At 56.1% G+C, this 17149-nt stretch carries 12 protein-coding genes; 3 read left to right on the top strand and 9 right to left on the bottom strand.

The window, feature by feature from the left end:
• Positions 1-43 precede the first annotated feature (43 nt).
• The 4 genes from bglX to JUF21_RS09885 form a co-directional block, all read right to left on the bottom strand.
• Positions 44-2272, bottom strand: a complete 2229-nt coding sequence (gene bglX, locus JUF21_RS09900; protein WP_203664350.1) for a beta-glucosidase BglX — start codon at positions 2270-2272, stop codon at positions 44-46.
• A 117-nt stretch (positions 2273-2389) separates the two neighbouring features.
• On the bottom strand, positions 2390-4792 hold the full coding sequence (locus tag JUF21_RS09895) for a glycoside hydrolase family 3 N-terminal domain-containing protein (protein WP_203664348.1): 2403 nt from the start codon (positions 4790-4792) through the stop codon (positions 2390-2392).
• Positions 4793-4876: 84 nt separating this feature from the next.
• Entirely contained in the window at positions 4877-6220 is a 1344-nt protein-coding gene (locus JUF21_RS09890; RefSeq protein WP_203664346.1) for a PTS sugar transporter subunit IIC, read from the bottom strand.
• Between the two features lie 61 nt (positions 6221-6281).
• Positions 6282-7799: a DUF5597 domain-containing protein gene (locus tag JUF21_RS09885; protein WP_203664344.1), complete on the bottom strand. Its 1518-nt coding sequence runs from the start codon at positions 7797-7799 to the stop codon at positions 6282-6284.
• Between the two features lie 348 nt (positions 7800-8147).
• Here JUF21_RS09885 and JUF21_RS09880 point away from each other — a divergent pair, with 348 nt between their 5' ends.
• Positions 8148-8930 carry a MurR/RpiR family transcriptional regulator gene (locus JUF21_RS09880; protein WP_203664332.1) on the top strand — a complete coding sequence of 261 codons (783 nt, stop codon included), beginning with the start codon at positions 8148-8150 and terminating at the stop codon, positions 8928-8930.
• Positions 8931-9050: 120 nt separating this feature from the next.
• On the opposite strand, the gene JUF21_RS09875 is transcribed toward JUF21_RS09880, so the two are convergent.
• Positions 9051-10130: an endonuclease/exonuclease/phosphatase family protein gene (locus tag JUF21_RS09875; protein ID WP_203664330.1), complete on the bottom strand. Its 1080-nt coding sequence runs from the start codon at positions 10128-10130 to the stop codon at positions 9051-9053.
• Positions 10131-10266: 136 nt separating this feature from the next.
• Between JUF21_RS09875 and JUF21_RS09870 the strand changes: the two genes are divergently transcribed.
• Both JUF21_RS09870 and JUF21_RS09865 read left to right on the top strand, forming a co-directional pair.
• Entirely contained in the window at positions 10267-12645 is a 2379-nt protein-coding gene (locus tag JUF21_RS09870; RefSeq protein ID WP_203664328.1) for a glycoside hydrolase family 3 C-terminal domain-containing protein, read from the top strand.
• 41 nt (positions 12646-12686) lie between these two features.
• Positions 12687-13808, top strand: coding sequence for an alpha-L-fucosidase (locus tag JUF21_RS09865; RefSeq protein ID WP_374706450.1), 1122 nt, complete (start codon positions 12687-12689; stop codon positions 13806-13808).
• A 164-nt stretch (positions 13809-13972) separates the two neighbouring features.
• On the opposite strand, the gene JUF21_RS09860 is transcribed toward JUF21_RS09865, so the two are convergent.
• From JUF21_RS09860 to JUF21_RS09845, 4 genes are all read right to left on the bottom strand, one after another.
• Positions 13973-14149: a hypothetical protein gene (locus JUF21_RS09860; RefSeq protein WP_203664320.1), complete on the bottom strand. Its 177-nt coding sequence runs from the start codon at positions 14147-14149 to the stop codon at positions 13973-13975.
• A 217-nt stretch (positions 14150-14366) separates the two neighbouring features.
• A complete protein-coding gene (locus JUF21_RS09855; protein ID WP_203664318.1) occupies positions 14367-15800 on the bottom strand; it encodes an MFS transporter in 1434 nt (477 codons plus the stop codon).
• Between the two features lie 175 nt (positions 15801-15975).
• The gene (gene phnX / locus JUF21_RS09850) at positions 15976-16764 is read right to left on the bottom strand and encodes a phosphonoacetaldehyde hydrolase (RefSeq protein WP_239061447.1); all 789 of its coding nucleotides are present in this window, start codon (positions 16762-16764) and stop codon (positions 15976-15978) included.
• Between the two features lie 200 nt (positions 16765-16964).
• The coding region (locus JUF21_RS09845; RefSeq protein WP_203664316.1) for a hypothetical protein at positions 16965-17149 on the bottom strand (185 nt) is incomplete at its 5' end.

Here is a 17149-nt window from a genome sequence, read left to right as displayed (position 1 = left end):
CCGCAATGGACAACAATCTGTTTCTCACAGCAACAAAAGCTAGTTAATCCTTGAGACTAAACTCAACTGCCTGAGTCTCATCTGAATTGGGGCCAACCATCAGTTCGAACTTACCAGGTTCGATCACATACTCCCCTCGCTGGTTGTAAAAACCCAGCTGCTGGGCTTTGACTTCGAAGGAGACGGTCACCGTTTTACCAGCAGGAACCACTTCACGCTTGAAATCGATCAACCGTTTGACCGGTTGGACAATTGAAGCCACTTCATCATGCAGATAAAGTTGAATGGTTTCGGTTCTGTCAATATCCCCAGCATTCTCAACTGGGACACTAACTGTTACAGACTGAGCCGAACTGATTTGGCTCTGGTCAATCGTCGGCTGGTGATACGTGACCTCGCCATACGATAGCCCATATCCAAACGGGAATAATGGTCCAGTTGGCGCGTCTGTGTACCTTGAAACAAAGCGGCCAACATGTTGAGAGGTCTGTTCAGGCCGGCCTGTGCTGAGATGATTGTAGTAAATCGGGGCTTGGCCCTCGACCGCCGGCATACTCATTGACAGCCGACCCGAGGGATTATAAGCACCAAAGATAATGTCCGCTAAGGCGTGTCCGCCTTCGATACCTGGGAACCACGCCTGGATGACGGCATCAGAATCCGCGAGGACATCGGTCAGGACCAACGGCCGGCCACTGATGATTACCGAAATAACCGGCTTACCCAACGTTGCCAGCTCGTCAAGCAAGCGCTGCTGGTTATCAGGCAGTCTCAGCTTGGTTCTGGATCCCGCCTCGCCGCTTTGCAGCGTGTGCTCACCGCCGGCAAAAATAATAATGTCAGCACGCTTGGCAGCAGCAATTGCGCTATCGTGATACTTCTTCTCAGTTGCCGAATCGGAGATCTGACTGTTTGCTTGATCTTCCGGGCGCCCGGACTCGGCGAAGAAATCAGCATCGCGTATGATATCTGTCCCTTTTTCTACCGTCAGTCGACTCGCATCCAGATACTCACCGACCCCTTGCTTAAAGGTGATTGTATCCTTCGGGTCACCATGAATCGCCCACAGGCCCAACATATTAGACTCATCCGCATAGGGACCAATCAGTGCCACCCGATGATGGCTTGAACGGTCAAGCGGGAGCAGATGCCGCTGATTTTTGAGCAGCACCATCGCCTCCTGACTGACCCTTCTGGCCAACTGGCGCTTAGCAGGAGTCAGTAAGTTGGCTTTTTCCAGCGTTTCGGAGGAACCACGGAACGGGTCTTCAAACAGACCCAGTTCGTTCTTCAAAGACAGCACACGCCAAACCGCCGCATCGATTTTCTCTTCGCTCAGCCGGCCGTCCGCAAGCAGTGGTTTCAGCCCATTCGCGTAGCACGGCGACTTCATATCGATATCGACACCAGCATCCAAGGCCTTGTATGCAGCATCCTGTTCATCCGCTGCAAAGCCATGCTGAGTCAGCTCATAAATCGACGCATAATCGCTGATCACCACGCCGTTAAAGCCCCACTGCTTACGTAACAGATCGCTCAACAGCCATTTATCAGCAGTCGCCGGCACGCCGTTCAAAGTGGTCAACGAGGTCATCACCATTTTGGCGCCCGCCTGGACCGCCGCCTTATAGGAAGGCAGATAGTTCTGGTACAAGTTACTGATGGACATATCTGCAGAGTTATACTCCCGCCCGGCTTCAACTGCGCCGTAACCGGCAAAGTGCTTGACGCAGGAGACAATGCCCTTGCCATTCTTGAGACCACTTTGAAAGCCGCCCACCATCGCTTTCGCAAACTGCGCGTTGAGATATGGATCCTCACCAGTCGATTCCAAGACTCGGCCCCACCTGGCATCATGAACGAGGTCGACCATGGGCGCGAAAGCAACCTGCTGGCCGCCAGCATACGCTTCTTCAGCGGCATTCTCGTAAGCCTTCTTGATCAAAGCTGGATCCCATGAGGCCCCCATTCCCAACGGTATCGGGTAAACCGTCTTGTAGCCATAGACAATATCCGACATGAACAGCAGGGGAATGGCGTGCCCGCCTTTAGCCAAATGTGCTGCTTGCAAGCGATGAATCTGCTTTGCGCCGGCCACGTTCAGAACCGATCCGGAAAGATCGACCATCCGCTGAGTGATGCCAAGTTTGCGCTGAGGCCCCATTGAAATATCTGAAGCATTGTAAAACTCCCCGGATAGTTGGACCAGCTGGCCAATTTTTTCTTCGATTGTGAGTGATTTCAATAACTGTCTAAGTTTTGCTTCTTCCAATCTTATCCCTCCATACTCTGGATATGTGCTGCGGATTGTTTAGCGGTGCTGAACGGCGAATCACGCTTTGTTGACACCCAGACCACCGGGCAGCAATGATGATCGCGGCCGAGGTTCTCAATCTGCAGCCGGGGTCGTCACCGTTGCTTGTGCGAAAAGTGAACGGTCGGTTTCCCCGAAAAACTGAGACTGGCGAATTGCGACAGTCCCACTGAACTTCAGCTCCCCTGCGGAATGGCCAATCGAAAACTGGTATTCGCCCTGGTCGAGAGTCCATTTCATTTCGCTGTTCAAGTATGCGAGTTGACTCGGTTCTACAGTGAACTCGACCTGCTTGGTCTCGTGTGCCATCAGCGGCACACGACTAAATCCTAGTAGTTCAATGTTAGGCTGCACCATCGAGGCGTGACGATTTTGGCCATACAACTGAACAGTCTCCGTACCTTCACGGCTACCGCTATTGGTGACACTGCATGCAACATGAATCGTCCCCGCCGAATCGGCGGTCGCTTTAAATGCGCCATAAGCAAACGTCGTGTAGGCTAAGCCCGCGCCAAAGTAGTACCGGGGCTCGTGGGGACAGTCCACGTAGCCGTCAAATGCACCACCAGTCGCCTGGTGATAGCTCGAGCCATTCGGGTGATTGTAGTAAAGCGGCAACTGGCCGGCGGTATATGCAGTGGTTGCTGGCATTCTCCCAGTGGGTTCGCAGTCACCAAAAAGAACACTGACGATGGCCTCACTCCCACATTCGGCAGGATTCCAGGCTTCCAGAATTGCGTCTGCGTATCGGTCAGCCGCATCACTGGAAATTGGCCGACCGCCGAAGTGCACGATGACCAGTGGCTTATTCAATCGTGCTGCGGCTTCAATAAAGTCTTCCTGACACTTCGGTAAATTGATGTTAGTGGCATCGATTCCTTCCCCCTGTGACGCAGAAGAGCCAGTGCCGTACTTACCGCCAACTGTGATGATGGCGACGTCACTTTGCCGAATCGCATCAAGTGCCTTGTCAAAGTGACTTTCATCATCCCCAACATACGGGAACCCATAGGCATAATTGACGGTCGCACTCGGAACGGCCGCTTCAATTTGCTGGCGTAAAGACTTCATCTGCGGTTGCTGAGAGCGAGCAAAGGCTTCAACATCAGGATTTTCCACGTCAACGTTGGATCCAGGGTAATGTTTCTTCGAGCCTGCAGGCGTCAGCTCAGACTTGACGTCCTCAACTCCGGCCATCGTATTTTTAACCCCGAAATGCTTTTCAATCGTCGACATATAGGTATAACCGCCAAACATCGTGCGAATTGCGTCGGCATGCCACCCAACCAAGGCAATCGACTGCTTGTTCTTGCTTAAGGGTAAAATGCCCTTATTTTTGAGCAAGACTAATGACTCGGTGGCAACCCGCCGACTCGCCGCAATAGCTGCCGGCTGGCTGAAGCTGTGCGTCACCTCAGTCGGCGCTTCTGCGAACGGATGATCAAAAACGCCAAGTTCAAATTTAAGGGTCAACACACGCTTCACTGCCGCAGCGAGGGCGTCATCAAAGTCCTTTTGACCCACGTACTGCTTCAGTACCTCTGGCCGGTAGGCATTCATTGAGGGCAACTCCTGATCGACCCCGGCAAGCAAGGCCCGGTGTGCCGCGTCGGCTAATTGTGCGCCTAAATGATAACGGGTAAAAATCTCGCTGATGCCGCTATAATCGGAGGCCGTAATGCCATTGAAGCCCATCTGGTTGCGTAACAAATCTGTCAGCAGATGCCTTGAGCCGGTCACCGGTTCCCCGTTAATGGCACTGTAACAAGGCATCACGCCTTTCAGATGACCCAGCGAGATGGCCGCCTGAAAGGGCTTGGCATACACTTCATGGAGCAGCCGCTCCGGAATGTTCGCCACAGCCGCGTGAATGCCGCTTTCCGCCGCCTGATAGCCGAGGAAATGCTTCGCGACCGCAGCTGTCCGGCCGTTTTTCTGAATCCCTGTCACGACTGCAGTGCCCATCTCACTCGCGAGTGTTGGGTCCTCGCCAAACGTTTCACCCTGACGGCCAAACCGCGCATCGCGAGAAATATCAAGGACCGGCGAAAAGGCCAGTGTGGCCCCAACCTCTTTTGTTTCGCGCCCAATTGCCTCGCCCATTTGTTCCGCTGCCTCCGGGTCGAACGTCGCAGCCTGCGCGATGCCGGTCGGAAAACTGGTGGCACCAGGCAGTTTGACCCCGGTCAGCGTTTCGACATGGAACAAAGCCGGAATATGGTGTGGTGAAAGCGCGATGATTTTCTTCTGGATTTGGCGCTGCACGCGGGCCACGTCTTCGATGTGTTGCATCTCCTCACCCACCAACAACGAGACTTGGCCTGCGCCACTGGGAAAATCGTGTTCCAAATCGTCATTCGACCAGGCGGCCTGATTATAGCCAACTAACTGGGCGACTTTCTCCTCGAAACTGAGGTCATTAAAGAGCTGGTCGACCCGTTGTTTGATTGTTGCTGAGTCATTTGCTGAATTTGACATTTTCTCTTTCTCCCTTTTCGCCTGTTTCGTCCACAAAACCTCACGCGGGCCTAACTCGCATGAGGTTTTACTCTGAATTGGGGTCTAATCTGCGTTAAGTGCAGCGTTGTTGGCCTCTGACCGAATCGCCATCTTCACGAACGGGATAAACATCATCACGTCAAACACGAAGCAGATGATCTGCACGAGCACTGGCATAATGTGACCGCCTGAAGCCAGGTACGTGTTGAGAAATGGCGGGGTCGTCCATGGAACGGCGATCGCGATGGCGGGAATCGCGTGGATCAACTCCAGCCAGTAGTAGATCGTGCTAGTGATCGCACTCGCGAACACATAAGGAATCAACATGAACGGGTTTAGCACGATTGGCAGGCCATAAATCATTGGTTCGCCAATGTTGAAAATCCCTGGAATTAATTCCAGTTGGGCGATTGACATATAGTGTGGCGACTGACGGGCAACCAGGAAGATTGCCACGCAGACAGAGACGGTCGTCAAACCCATGATCATCTGCAGGGTTTGACCGATTGGGGCACCTTTTAAGTTCATCACTGAGGCCCCGTGAAGCAACTGGTTGGTCAAATCATTCTGATTGATGGTTTTGATAGGTTCAAAAATCGGTGACAGCGCAGCAGGGTGAATCCCGAAGAAGAACACTAAGTTCTGCGCGATAACGGTGATAAAGGCGCCACCAACTGAGGTCCCGACGCCTTGCAATGGCGCTTGAACCAGTTTGTAAATCAAGTCCTGCATCCCGGTAAACCCGAAGGCACGGATGATGAACTCGATCGCATTGATCACGATCACACTAATGGCCAGTGGGATCACTGAGGCGAACGCATTCAAAATGGCCGGTGGGACGGAATCTGGGAGCTTAATCGTCAACTTGGTGTCTGATAAGTGAACGTACATCGCAGTCGACAGCAATGCGACAATCATGCCAAGAATCAGGCTGGTCGCCCCGAAGGAATCTTGGGTCCAGACGTTGCCAAGTTTGCCCGCAGTGCTTTGCGGAAAGACCAAGAAACTACCGAGCAGCGCAATGATGGCTGAAACCAGTGGATCGGCGTGCTGATACTTGTTCTTCGCCTTGCCGGCTTCAATATAATTTTCAGTCAGCATGTAGGCGATGGTCACCGTAACCACGATTGAAATCAAGTTGTTGCACACGTTGGTGATGGCATTAGGAAAAGCCGTCCAGTGCTTCCCGAACACGAACACCAGAAATTTCTGGAAGGGGTCTTGGTCAAGCGGCAACGTCGTATTGACCAAGTTAATGCGAAAATTCTGAAGCAGTAACCCGACCGACCCGACCAGGCTCATTGGCATCGCCATGATGAACCCGTCGCGGATGGCGGCTAGATGCTTTTGGTTACTGATTTTACCGACAACCGGTAAAATCTTTTCGCCAATTTTTTGCAAGTTCACGATTCTCACTCCTTTGACAATGATTACTGTAACGAATATTCAATTGAACTGACAGTGTACCTCAGTATAGATGGGTCCTAATCCTGAGCAGCTGCGGCATCGCACCGATCTGAATGCGGTAGCGTTCGTCGCCATTGAGCATTCTGCCCGCGTGCCACCCATCGCGTTCCCAAGTGCCTTCTTCAAGGCTCAGCAAGCCGACCTTGCGCCGTGGATCATCAGCAACCAAGTCCACATACAGATTGACCCCGAAAAGCAAAAATTCATTATCGGCGAGCTGGAGAACAAAACCCGCTGAAGGCGATACGTTTCCTTCCTGCTTCAGGAAGTGCACCTGCGCCTCGCAATCGGCTAACTTGATTTGCCGGCCGCGGTCGGCCGCCTGACTGATCATAAATGGATGCATCTGCGCTGTCTGGCGCTTGGAAACGAGTAACGGTAAGAGTCCCGCCAAAAGCGCATTAGCGCGGGCCAGTGCCGGCCCGGTTTGGTGCCAATCAAAAGCGTCGGCATCGATGGCCACTGCTTTTAACACATGTTCATCAAGGGCCGCTGCTTGGCTGAAGAAATCCTCAGCACCAAAGGGCGAAAATAGCAGGAGATTATAATGACTAATTGCATAGATAAGGTTGGACACAGTGCGCAAATCCTGCCTAGTTTCGGGAACCAGCAGCGCTTGCTGGGGGGCCGCATAAGCATCGCTCACTTCCTTGAAATTCGGCACGTAGAGATCTGGGGCGACAAGATCAACGGCCGGCGCCACCTTTTGCCAAATCGGCAGCATCCTCACAGTCAGCCCCCCTGTGGGGTAGTTGCCTGGGCGACCGAGCGGCTTTTCGAGCCAGGCGTTTACATACATCGGCAAGGCGTACTGCGCCTTGCCTGCCGCGGCGATTTGCTGCACCGCCGCGGCGTATAGAAACGCCATGTAGGCCTCTCCGGCTTGGGCGCCAAACTGCTGTTGCCAGGTCGTGTCGGGATTTTGACTGAGTGCTCGCGGCAGGGTCTGACTTAGCGCCTGATCCTTGGCCACTGAGTAGTCAAAGTCCGATTCAAGCAGCCCCACTTCATTTTCCACCTGCACCATGATCACGGTTGATTGTTCAGCATCAGCCTTCTTGATGAAGGCCATCAGCTGGGCGAACGCCTTGGCATCTTGCGAAACCGCTCGCTGATCGGCGGGCGAAATCGAGTATAAGTGCTGACCGGCCTGTTGTTGTGCGTATTGGACTGTTGGATTGGCTTTGAGCCAACCAGGGACATATGACGACAATCCGTTCTTCCATAGTCCGAACCAGAGCAACACCAGTTTCACCTGGTGCGCTCGCGCCCCCACGATCAGGTCTTCAACTGAGGAAAAGTCGAACTTGCCCGGTGCGGGCTCAACCAGCTCCCAATAGACTGGCACTAACAGGGTATTGATGTTTAGTGGCGAAACGCGAGGCCACACCTTTGTGTTCATATATGCCGTACTGCTGGCACTAGAATTGTGACATTCTGCCGCCAAGCCGATGAATGGTTGATCATCGACCATTAGTACGGTCTGACCATCAAGTTCTTGTAGATGTGGCGTGGTCATCAGTAATCCCTCCTTGTCGCTAACTGAATGACAATGTAGGAGACCAAACCAATCAGTGAAAGAAACCCTTTTCATTTTGAACGATTCTGACTCATCGTCAGCAAACGTCATCGAGGCCTCGACTGGGTAAACTGAAATAAGTTAACTGAGTGAAAGTAGTGGTTGCGCACCACTCTCAAGGCTTGGTCTAACAAGGAATCGCACCCTTGTTCTCTCCTACACGAGCTATCATACGACAAATGTAGGGGCTTACATTTTCGTATCGGAGTGGTATATTCAGCCTATAAGCGATTATTCACAAACATGAAAAGATTTTCAAAGGGGCAAGCCATGACATTGCAGGAAAGTATGCTTCAAATTTTACAGACAAATACGATCAACTCGACCCCGTGGACACTAGCCGACTGCATCCTGCGTCTGGGGCCCAGGTTAGCCAAAATGTCCATCACTGAACTCGCACACCAGTGCAACGTTTCAGAGCCGACCGTTAGCCGCTTTGTCGTGGCGGCGGGGTTTCGCAACTACACCGACATGCGAGACAGCGCCCGCAAAGAAAAGCTTGCCCTTAAGTCATCTGGTTTTCACATCCCCGAGACAAAGCTGAGTCTAGTCAAGAACGAGCCCCGAGAGTACCTCAACTTTTTTGGGCGCGAGCTCAACCGGACCATGACAGACTTCATCAATAATGCTGACATCTCGCTGTTTGATCAGTTGGCTCAAGCAATTCATCACGCGTCGCGGGTCTTTATTTTCTGTTTTTCCAGTTCGCGATTAATTGCAAATATTATTCAGACCGACTTGGCGCGATATGGAAAAATTATCTACGTCCCCAGCACTAGTGATGAGCAGGTGATCGAGGCCAAGCAGCTCAGGCAAGGCGATCTGGCAATTGCGATTTCAACTTATGGTTACTTCGTCAGCAAGTTTTCTGCCACGATCGACATTATTTCTAACTCCCCCGCTGACACAGCGCTGTTCACCCAAAATCCCGGCATCCCAGAGACATACCTGTTTAAGTCTGTGTACGCCGTCACTAAAACCAACAATCCCATCACTGGCTCCTACATCTTGCTCCTCGCCACCGAGTTTCTCGTCCGGCGCTACGCAGAGACTATCGGAGACGATCGTTAATCCCGAGGTTAGAAGCTCCAACCGAGGGTTCCCGGCCCAAATCAAAAGCAGACGTCCGCATGAGCGTCTGCTTTTGATTGTTCGTTCGATTCAGAGAAGTGCCAATCTTGGGTGGTGGTGCTAAGGTTCCAGCTCAAATTCCATCCGCGTCGGGGTGTGGTCCGAGTACTTAAACCCGGTATCCACAATCTTGACCGACTTGGCCTTGACGTTCGGCGACAGAATAAACCCATCGATCAGCGTCACGAAGCTCTTCCCCGGTTCCCAGGGCTGGTCGAGCGCGCGCACCGACGGCTGGGCCGCCTTGGCCAAGCCCATGGTCGGGACGTGGAAGCCGGCCGGCAGCTGGTCGTACGGGAACAGGTGCGTCCAGGTCTCATTTTGCGGCTTCGTGTGGAAAATCGCCGCGGAATCCTTCAGCAGGCGGTGGTTGTAGTCGCCGCCGACGATCACGTAATCGCCTTGCTTGTACGCTCGGTCGATGTACTTGAACAGCTTGGCGAACTGCGCCTGCTGAATCGACCGATCCTTGGTGAACGCCGACATGTGGATGTTGACCAGCTGGAGGTGCTTGCCGTTGCTGGTGGGCGTCTGCGTCACTGTGAAGGCGCGGTCGAGGTCGGTGAACTTGGTCGGGTTGGTCGCGATTGGCAGCGAGTACCGCCGCGCGCCCGTCACCTTGAAGCGAGTCATCGTCACCAGCCCAGACTTGGCCGCGCCGATCGGCTGATTGAACGGGTAAAACAGGTACGGTGAGTCGTAGTTTTGCCCGTAGACGCTGCTGTACTGCTGACCGAACGCGGCGCGAATGCCGGCCACCTCATCGACGTGCTGCGAGCGGTCACCGTCTTGGTCCACTTCCTGGAAAAAGGCAAAGTCCGGATCGCCTTGGCGCGTGGTGTTGATCACGCCGGCCAGCGAGTCTTGGACGGCCTTTTTACTATAGGCGCGTGAGTACTTGCCCCCATCCATGAAAAAGGAGTAACTCGGCGGGTACGAATCGTAGCCGATGTTGTACGACTGGGCCAGGTAAGTTTTCCCCACCTGCACCGCGCCGGTCTGGTTGTGCTGGACCCGCAGCTTCAAGTTGTCAGGCAGCCGGTAGTAAGCCGCGTACAGGTAAACAATGTAGCCGCCAAGAACGACGACCGCAGCCCCCAGCAGGCCCCCAACGATTTTTAGCGCGCGATGTTTTTTCACAGCGTCAGCCTCCTATTTTTGCATCCGCTTTATCGTACCACGCCAAGCCACTTTTTCCAGCAAATAAAGCGACCCCAAGCGCGTTACAGAACCGCTTTCGCGTGTTATTCTCAAGGTAAGAATTGGGGGTTTTAGGATGACTATCACCATCGGCAGCGGCGCCACTCGCCGCGACTTATCCGACCAGGACGCAATCAAGCTCACCTCGGGTCGGGACTTTTGGAGCAGCGAAAGCGTCGCCGGCATCCCCGCCATTCGCATGAGCGACGGGCCGCACGGGCTGCGCTACCAGGCGCAGGCGGCCGACCACCTCGGCATCAACGAGGCCGTGCCCGCGACCGCCTTTCCCACTGCCAGCGCGTCGGCGTCCAGCTGGGATCCCAGCCTGCTCGTCAAAATGGGCGCGGCGATCGCCGAAGAGGCGCGCTCGATGAACGTTGACGTGGTGCTCGGCCCCGGCGTCAACATCAAGCGCAACCCGCTGGGCGGGCGCAATTTTGAATTTTTCTCCGAGGACCCGCTGCTGACCGGCGCACTGGCCACCGCGTGGACCTCCGGCCTGCAGTCAAAAGGCGTCGGCGCCTCGCTCAAGCATTTTGCCGGCAACAGCCAGGAAACCGACCGGCTGCGCTCGGACTCGCTGATCGACGCCACCGCCTTGCACGAGCTGTACCTCGAGGCCTTTCGCCTCGCTGTCACTCAGAGCCAGCCGGAAACGGTGATGATCGCCTACAACCTGCTGAATGGCACGTACATGAGCGACCACGAGTACCTGCTCAACACCGTGCTGCGCGGACAGTGGGGCTTCAAGGGCGCGGTCGTCACCGACTGGGGCGCGCTGAACGACAAGGTCGCAAGCCTCAACGCCGGCACCGACCTGGAAATGCCAAGCTCCGGCCACCTGTTTGATAAGCCCGCCCTGGCCGCACTGAAAACCGGCGCGCTGGATCGCGCCCGCCTCACCCGCGCCGTCGCCAACATCGCGGCCATCGCCGACCGGAAGCGCCCCGCGTTCACCGGCGACCGCACGGCGCTCCTGCAGTCCCATGTCGCTTTGGCGCAGGAGATCGAAGAAAACTCGGCCGTCCTGATGAAAAACGATGGCACGCTGCCCCTGCAACCTGGCCGCAAGCTGGCCGTGATCGGCGCCCTCGCCGACCAGACGCGCATTCAAGGCGCGGGCTCGTCGCACATCACGACGCCGCAAAGCACTTCCATTTTGGCCGGACTCAAGGCCGCCGGGCATGCATATAACTACGCGCCGGGCTACGCGCTTGACGGCCTGGCCGACGAAAAACTGGTCAAGGCGGCCACGGCCGCGGCGAAAAAGGCTGAAGACGTGATCGTCGTGCTGGGGCTGCCGGCCACTGCCGAGGCGGAAGGCACCGACCGCACCTCAATGGCGCTGCCCGCTGATCAAGCCGCATTGCTGCACGCCGTGGCGGCCGTCAATCCGAATGTGGTGGTCCTGCTGGTCGCCGGTTCGGTGGTGACCACGGACTGGGCCAAGGACGCCAAGGCCGTGCTGAACTTGTTCCTCGGCGGTGAGGCCGTTGGCACCGCCGCCGAGCGCCTGCTCTTTGGCGCGGTTTCCCCATCCGGCAAGCTGGCCGAGACCTACCCGCAGCGCTACGAAGACGTGCCCTCCAGCGCGCTGTACGGCAAAAATCCCCTGTCGGTGCCTTACGCCGAAAGCCTGTACGTCGGCTATCGCTACTACGACAAGGCCAAGCAGCCCGTCGCCTACCCCTTTGGCTTTGGGCTGAGCTACACCACCTTTGCCATGAGCAACGCGCGCTTAAACGCCGATCACCTTGGCAAAACCGACCAGGCGCTGACCGTCACCGTTGACGTCAAAAACACGGGCACCATGCGCGGCGCCGAGGTCGTGCAAGCCTACGTCAGCGAAGACGATCAGGACCAGCTGGTGCCCAAGCAGACCCTGGCCGCTTTTCAAAAAGTCTGGCTGGACCCCGGTGAACAGCAAACCGTCACGCTGACCCTGCCCAAGCGCGCTTTTTCACGCTGGGACGATCAGCATCAGCAGTTCACCCTGACCGGCGGCGCGTGGCACGTCTGCGTCGGCAACAGCAGCCGCAACATGATCACGCAGCTGCCGCTGACCGTGGACGCTCCCGCTTTTCGCGTCGAGGCGCCCGCCTGGTACCGCCAACCAGTTGGCCTGCCGAACGTGGCGGACTTCACCGCGCTCAGTGGTCTGGCCCCGGCGCCGGTCCGCGCGCCGCAGCCCGGCGATTTCACCCGGCTCAGCGTGCCGCGCGCCTTGGCCAAGTACTCGCGAGTCGCGCGCCTGGTCGCCAGCGTCGTCATCGCCAACATGCAGAAAAATGACGGCACGCCCAAGGACTCACCGGAAGGCCAGTTTTTGGCCACCATCGTTTGGGACACGCCGCTTGTCCGCCTCGCCCAGCAAAGCGGCGGCAGCTTGAAGCTGTGGATGGTCGATTTGCTCGTCGCCTTGGCCAATCACGGCAAAAAAGCGCCGCAGCCTTAGTCTTTTTCCCCGCACGACTCGTCAGAATAGGAGGGATCACCATGAGTGAAGTCAACATTCATCGCCACCAAGCGCCGGCGTGGTTTGAAGCCGCCGACTTTGGCATTTTCATCCACTGGGGTCTATACAGCGTGCCGGCGTTTGCGCCCAAACCCGTGACCGGCCCGGGCAAGCACCCGACGCTGTACGAGCAGTTCAAGCACCAGCCCTACGCCGAGTGGTACGGCAATGCCATGCTCTTCCCGACCGGCCCGACCGGCCAGTACCACCGCGAGCACTACGGCAACGCGCCGTACTCGGACTTTGCGGACACTTTTCGCGAAACGGCCCGTCAAGTGGACGTCGAGGCGTGGGCGGACGCGTTTGCCGCGGCGCACGCCAAGTACGTTGTGGTTGTCACCAAGCATCACGACGGGTTTGTGATGTACGACACGCAGGTGGAAAATCCGCGCCGCCCCGGCTACCACCTCGATTTTGACTTTGTCGGCCAGCTGGCCAAGGCCGTTCGCGCCCGCGGCATGCGCTTTGGCGTGTACTACTCGAGCCTGCTCGACTGGACCTTCAAGCACGAGCGCATCCAAAGCGCCGCGACCATGCTGCTGGGCTCCGACCACTCAAAGCAGTACCGCGATTACGTCTGGGCCCAGTGGCACGAGCTGATCGACCGCTACCATCCCGACATTTTGTGGAGCGACATCGGCTACCCGGAGGATCCGCGGCTGCCGCAGCTGTTCCGCGATTACTACGCCGCGGTGCCCGAGGGCATGGTGGACGACCGCTGGAGCGACTACCCCGGCTGGATGCGGCACAAGGCCTTGTACCCGTTGTTCAACGCGGGCGGCGCCTTCGTCAACTGGCGCCAGGAAAAAACCAACAAGACCGCCGCGCCGCAGTACTACGACTACCGCACGCTGGAGTACCACACCGTGTGGACCGGCGCGCCGGATTACTACGAGATCACCCGCGGCATGGACTACTCCTTCGGCTACAACCGCGCCGCGCGGCCAAGCGACTTCATCACCGCCAAGCAGGTGCGCCAGATGATCGCAAACGCGCGCCCGCAGCGCGGCCGCCTGCTGCTGAACGTCGGGCCGAAAGCCGATGGCAGTTTGCCAGCGCCGCAGGCCAAAGTGCTGGCAGATTTGGCGAGTAAAGCGTTATAGTTGATTCTCCCGAGGACTGCTTGTTCTTTGGTTCTCTCGCAGAAAAAATCATGCTATACTTGAAACATAAAGAAAGCCACCTCTGCAAAGGTGACTTTCCCGCAGAACCGCCTAAAGAGCGGTGGTTTACATCTTAACTAAAAAGTCGCGATGCTTGCCAAAGTTCAGCGCGGCTTTTTAGTTTGCTTCTTTTTTCGGCCGCGGCCGAACGCTTTTATCAGCTGACACACTGCGTCATGCAGCATGATAATCCTGTAGACAAGGCGCGTTAACGCCATGACCAGGAGTTCTAGCCAGCCAATGCAAGCCGTGATTGTCGCCAATGCGCCAATCACAAACAAACTCGTACCTCCTTTCCTTAGAATTAGAGGACATGAACATCAAGTCCATTAGCCTCACCTTCTTCCGAAAACAGATACCACCGCTCATTAACTTTTCTGCTCCAATAATCATACTGGAAATACGCCTAATTGCCTAGTGGCTCTAACCATCCAGCCATTTTTTTGAGTACACCAGAGACAAAAAAACGTGGCTCAGGCCACGCCTTCTGAACACGATTTAGTACTGATTCTTCATCTGCTTCTCGGCCGCCGCCCGGTCGAGTTCGCCGGCGTTGACCTTGGCCATGAGCTGAACGTCGTGGTCGTTGAGCTTGTAGAAGGTCAGGACGAGCGAAGCCAGCACGGCGCCGATGGCCGGCACCAGCGCGGTGACTGCCCAGAGGCCGCTCAAGGCGCTGGCGCTTTGCGTCACGTGCTCCGCCTCCAGCGCGGCAAATGAGCTGGCCGTGATGGCCTTCCAGCCGAACAGGCTCAGCACGGCCAGGCCCAGCGGCGCGTTCATCGAGGACAGTTTTGCGGCAAAGGACTGCACGGCAAACGCGATGCCGCGCGCATCGATATGCGTTTTGAACTCGCCGTACTCCACGATGTCAGGCGTGAAGGTCAGGCCCAAAACGCCAATCAGCCCGACCGGAATGGCTCGCAGCACGACCATGATCAGGTACATCGTCTTGTTGTGATAACCGACAAAGTACATCGCGAACGCCAGGACCGCCAGCGCGATCATGCTGTAGTAAAACAGCTTGAACTTATCAATGCGCTTCAGGATGCGGCCCATGAACGGCGAGAAAATGATGGTGGGAATCGCCACCAGCACGGTCGTCAGCGTTGCAAACAGCGCGGTGCCAAACAGGTAGTACGCGGTGAACAGGCCGACCACCTGGTCAGTTTGGGTCAGGCCCCAGAACAGGTAGCCCAGGTAGTAGATGCCGAGAAACTTATTGGTGCGCAGGTAGTGAATAATGTCTTTTAAGTGGTAATGGCTCTCCGTCCCGGCCTTGGGCTTAATCCGCTCCTTGCCAAACACGGACACTGGGAACATCAGAACCAGTGTCATGACCGCAATGATCGCGACCATCTGGGGAAAACTCATCCCCACCCGTTCGGAGACCAGCACCGGCCCAATCACCGTGACCAGGAAGCTGCCGGCCAGCGCAAACAGGCGCGCCATCGACAGGATCGAGTTGCGCTCATTGACCTGTGCCGTCATGCTGGTGATCATCGCGTAAATCGGCACATCGCTCATCGTGTAACTGGTGTCCCAGATGATGTAGGCAATAACGAACCACACCAGCTTCATGGTCGGCGTCAGCCCGCTGGGAATCAGGAATAAGATCAGCGTCGTGATCGGCACGGTGAAGCTGGCCAGTCGCAGCCACGGCAGCGCCTTGTTGCCAGAGCGCCAGTGCACTTTGTCGTACAGCACGCCAAACAGCGCGTCGGCGAAAACGTCCCAAAGCTTGGCGATGAACATCGCCGTAGCCACTGCGCCAACGTTGACGCCGTTCATCATCAGGTACGTCGTGGAAAAAGCCGTCAGGGTCATGTACCCCATCGCCTGGCCAGTGAAATACAGCCAGTACGTGATCCGTTCGCGCGGTCGCGTCTCGGTTTTTGGTGTTGGCTCCTGAGCTGGTGTTGGTTCGTTCATTGTGGCTCGCCTCCCGGCATCATGGTCGCAGATTCGACATTGATTGTTCGCGATCATTATACCCCATCAACCGCTTGCACCCGGCCCAGATGACTTAAAAGGATGCCCGATTTTTCTGCATGCTGAAAGCCGCCCGTCTCGATGTAAAAGAGGGTGCCAGCATCACATGGGTGATTCAATTCGCCGCCATGGTTGCCTCGCTTTGCATGAGACGCACCAAATCGCGCGCATTATTCACGATCAGATCCGCCCCGGCGGCCGCGTATTCCCGCCTGATTTTCCACCGCAGCTGCTGCCGGTCCTGGTTGGTCAACGCCAGCCACTGGTCCTTGGCCAGTCCAAGCAGACTCGCGCCTTCGATCACGCCGACCGCGTTGGCCCCCGCCGCCTGTGCCGCACGAATATCGTCGAGCGTATCCCCCAAAATAATCGTGCGGGCAGGATGCTGCACGCCCAGCTGCGCCATGGCCAGGCGGTTCATGGCCGGATCCGGCCGCCCTGCCTCGACATCCTTCGTGGTGATGTTGACGTGCGGTCGAAATCCCTGCGCCGCCACCAGCGGCAGCAGATCCACGATCAGCTCTGGATCACCGCTGCTGGTGGTGCCATAGGGAATGTGATTAGCCTCCAGATAGGCGATCAGCTCGCGCACGCCAGGCTTCAGCTGCGCGCTAGTCGGCAGAATTGCCAGCCGCGTTCGTTTGATCGCGGCCAGAATCCGGACTGCCAAGTCATCAATGCTGGTCGTGCCAAAATTGGCGGCCGCCCCATCGCGCACGGCGGCATCCTTCAGCAGCTGATAGATGTGGGCCAGGTCGGCCAGCCCCATGTCGCGTCGAATCGCACTCTCCGAAAGTTTCACGCCAAAATTTGCAAAAGTGCGCTGAAACGCCAGCAGCGTGGCGCGACCGCCGTAGTCAATGGTCGTGCCTTCCCAGTCAAAAATAACGGCTTCAATCACCATAACGTCCTCCCAAAATCCTCAAAAAGCTGACTCACAGATAAATGACAGGCTATTTGCGTGCCTCCTAACCACCACGCGAGAAGATTCCGCATCTCACCCTTGTAATTCCTCAACATAAGAAAAAAGTGACGGGGAATTTTCCTCACTTTCACCATACCCAAAACGTGTAAAAATCTAAGCCGCTCCATGTAAGGGTTAAGTTAAAATCCTGCGGCGAGTGTAAATACTCCGAAGGGGGGATCATCAATTTTCGGTTTATCATTGAACGTCACCGCCAAAGAAGCTGGCACAATGTCCGCTTGGCAAGCCAATAAAAACCACCCGTCGAACGGGTGGTTTTCTCTGGGGCTATAAGCCCCTGTTGCTGGCTGCGTCTCAAGGCGCT

This window comes from Lacticaseibacillus sp. 53-4 (assembly GCF_016861805.1).
Classification (GTDB): domain Bacteria; phylum Bacillota; class Bacilli; order Lactobacillales; family Lactobacillaceae; genus Lacticaseibacillus.
This window is presented reverse-complemented; position numbering and strand designations above follow the sequence as displayed.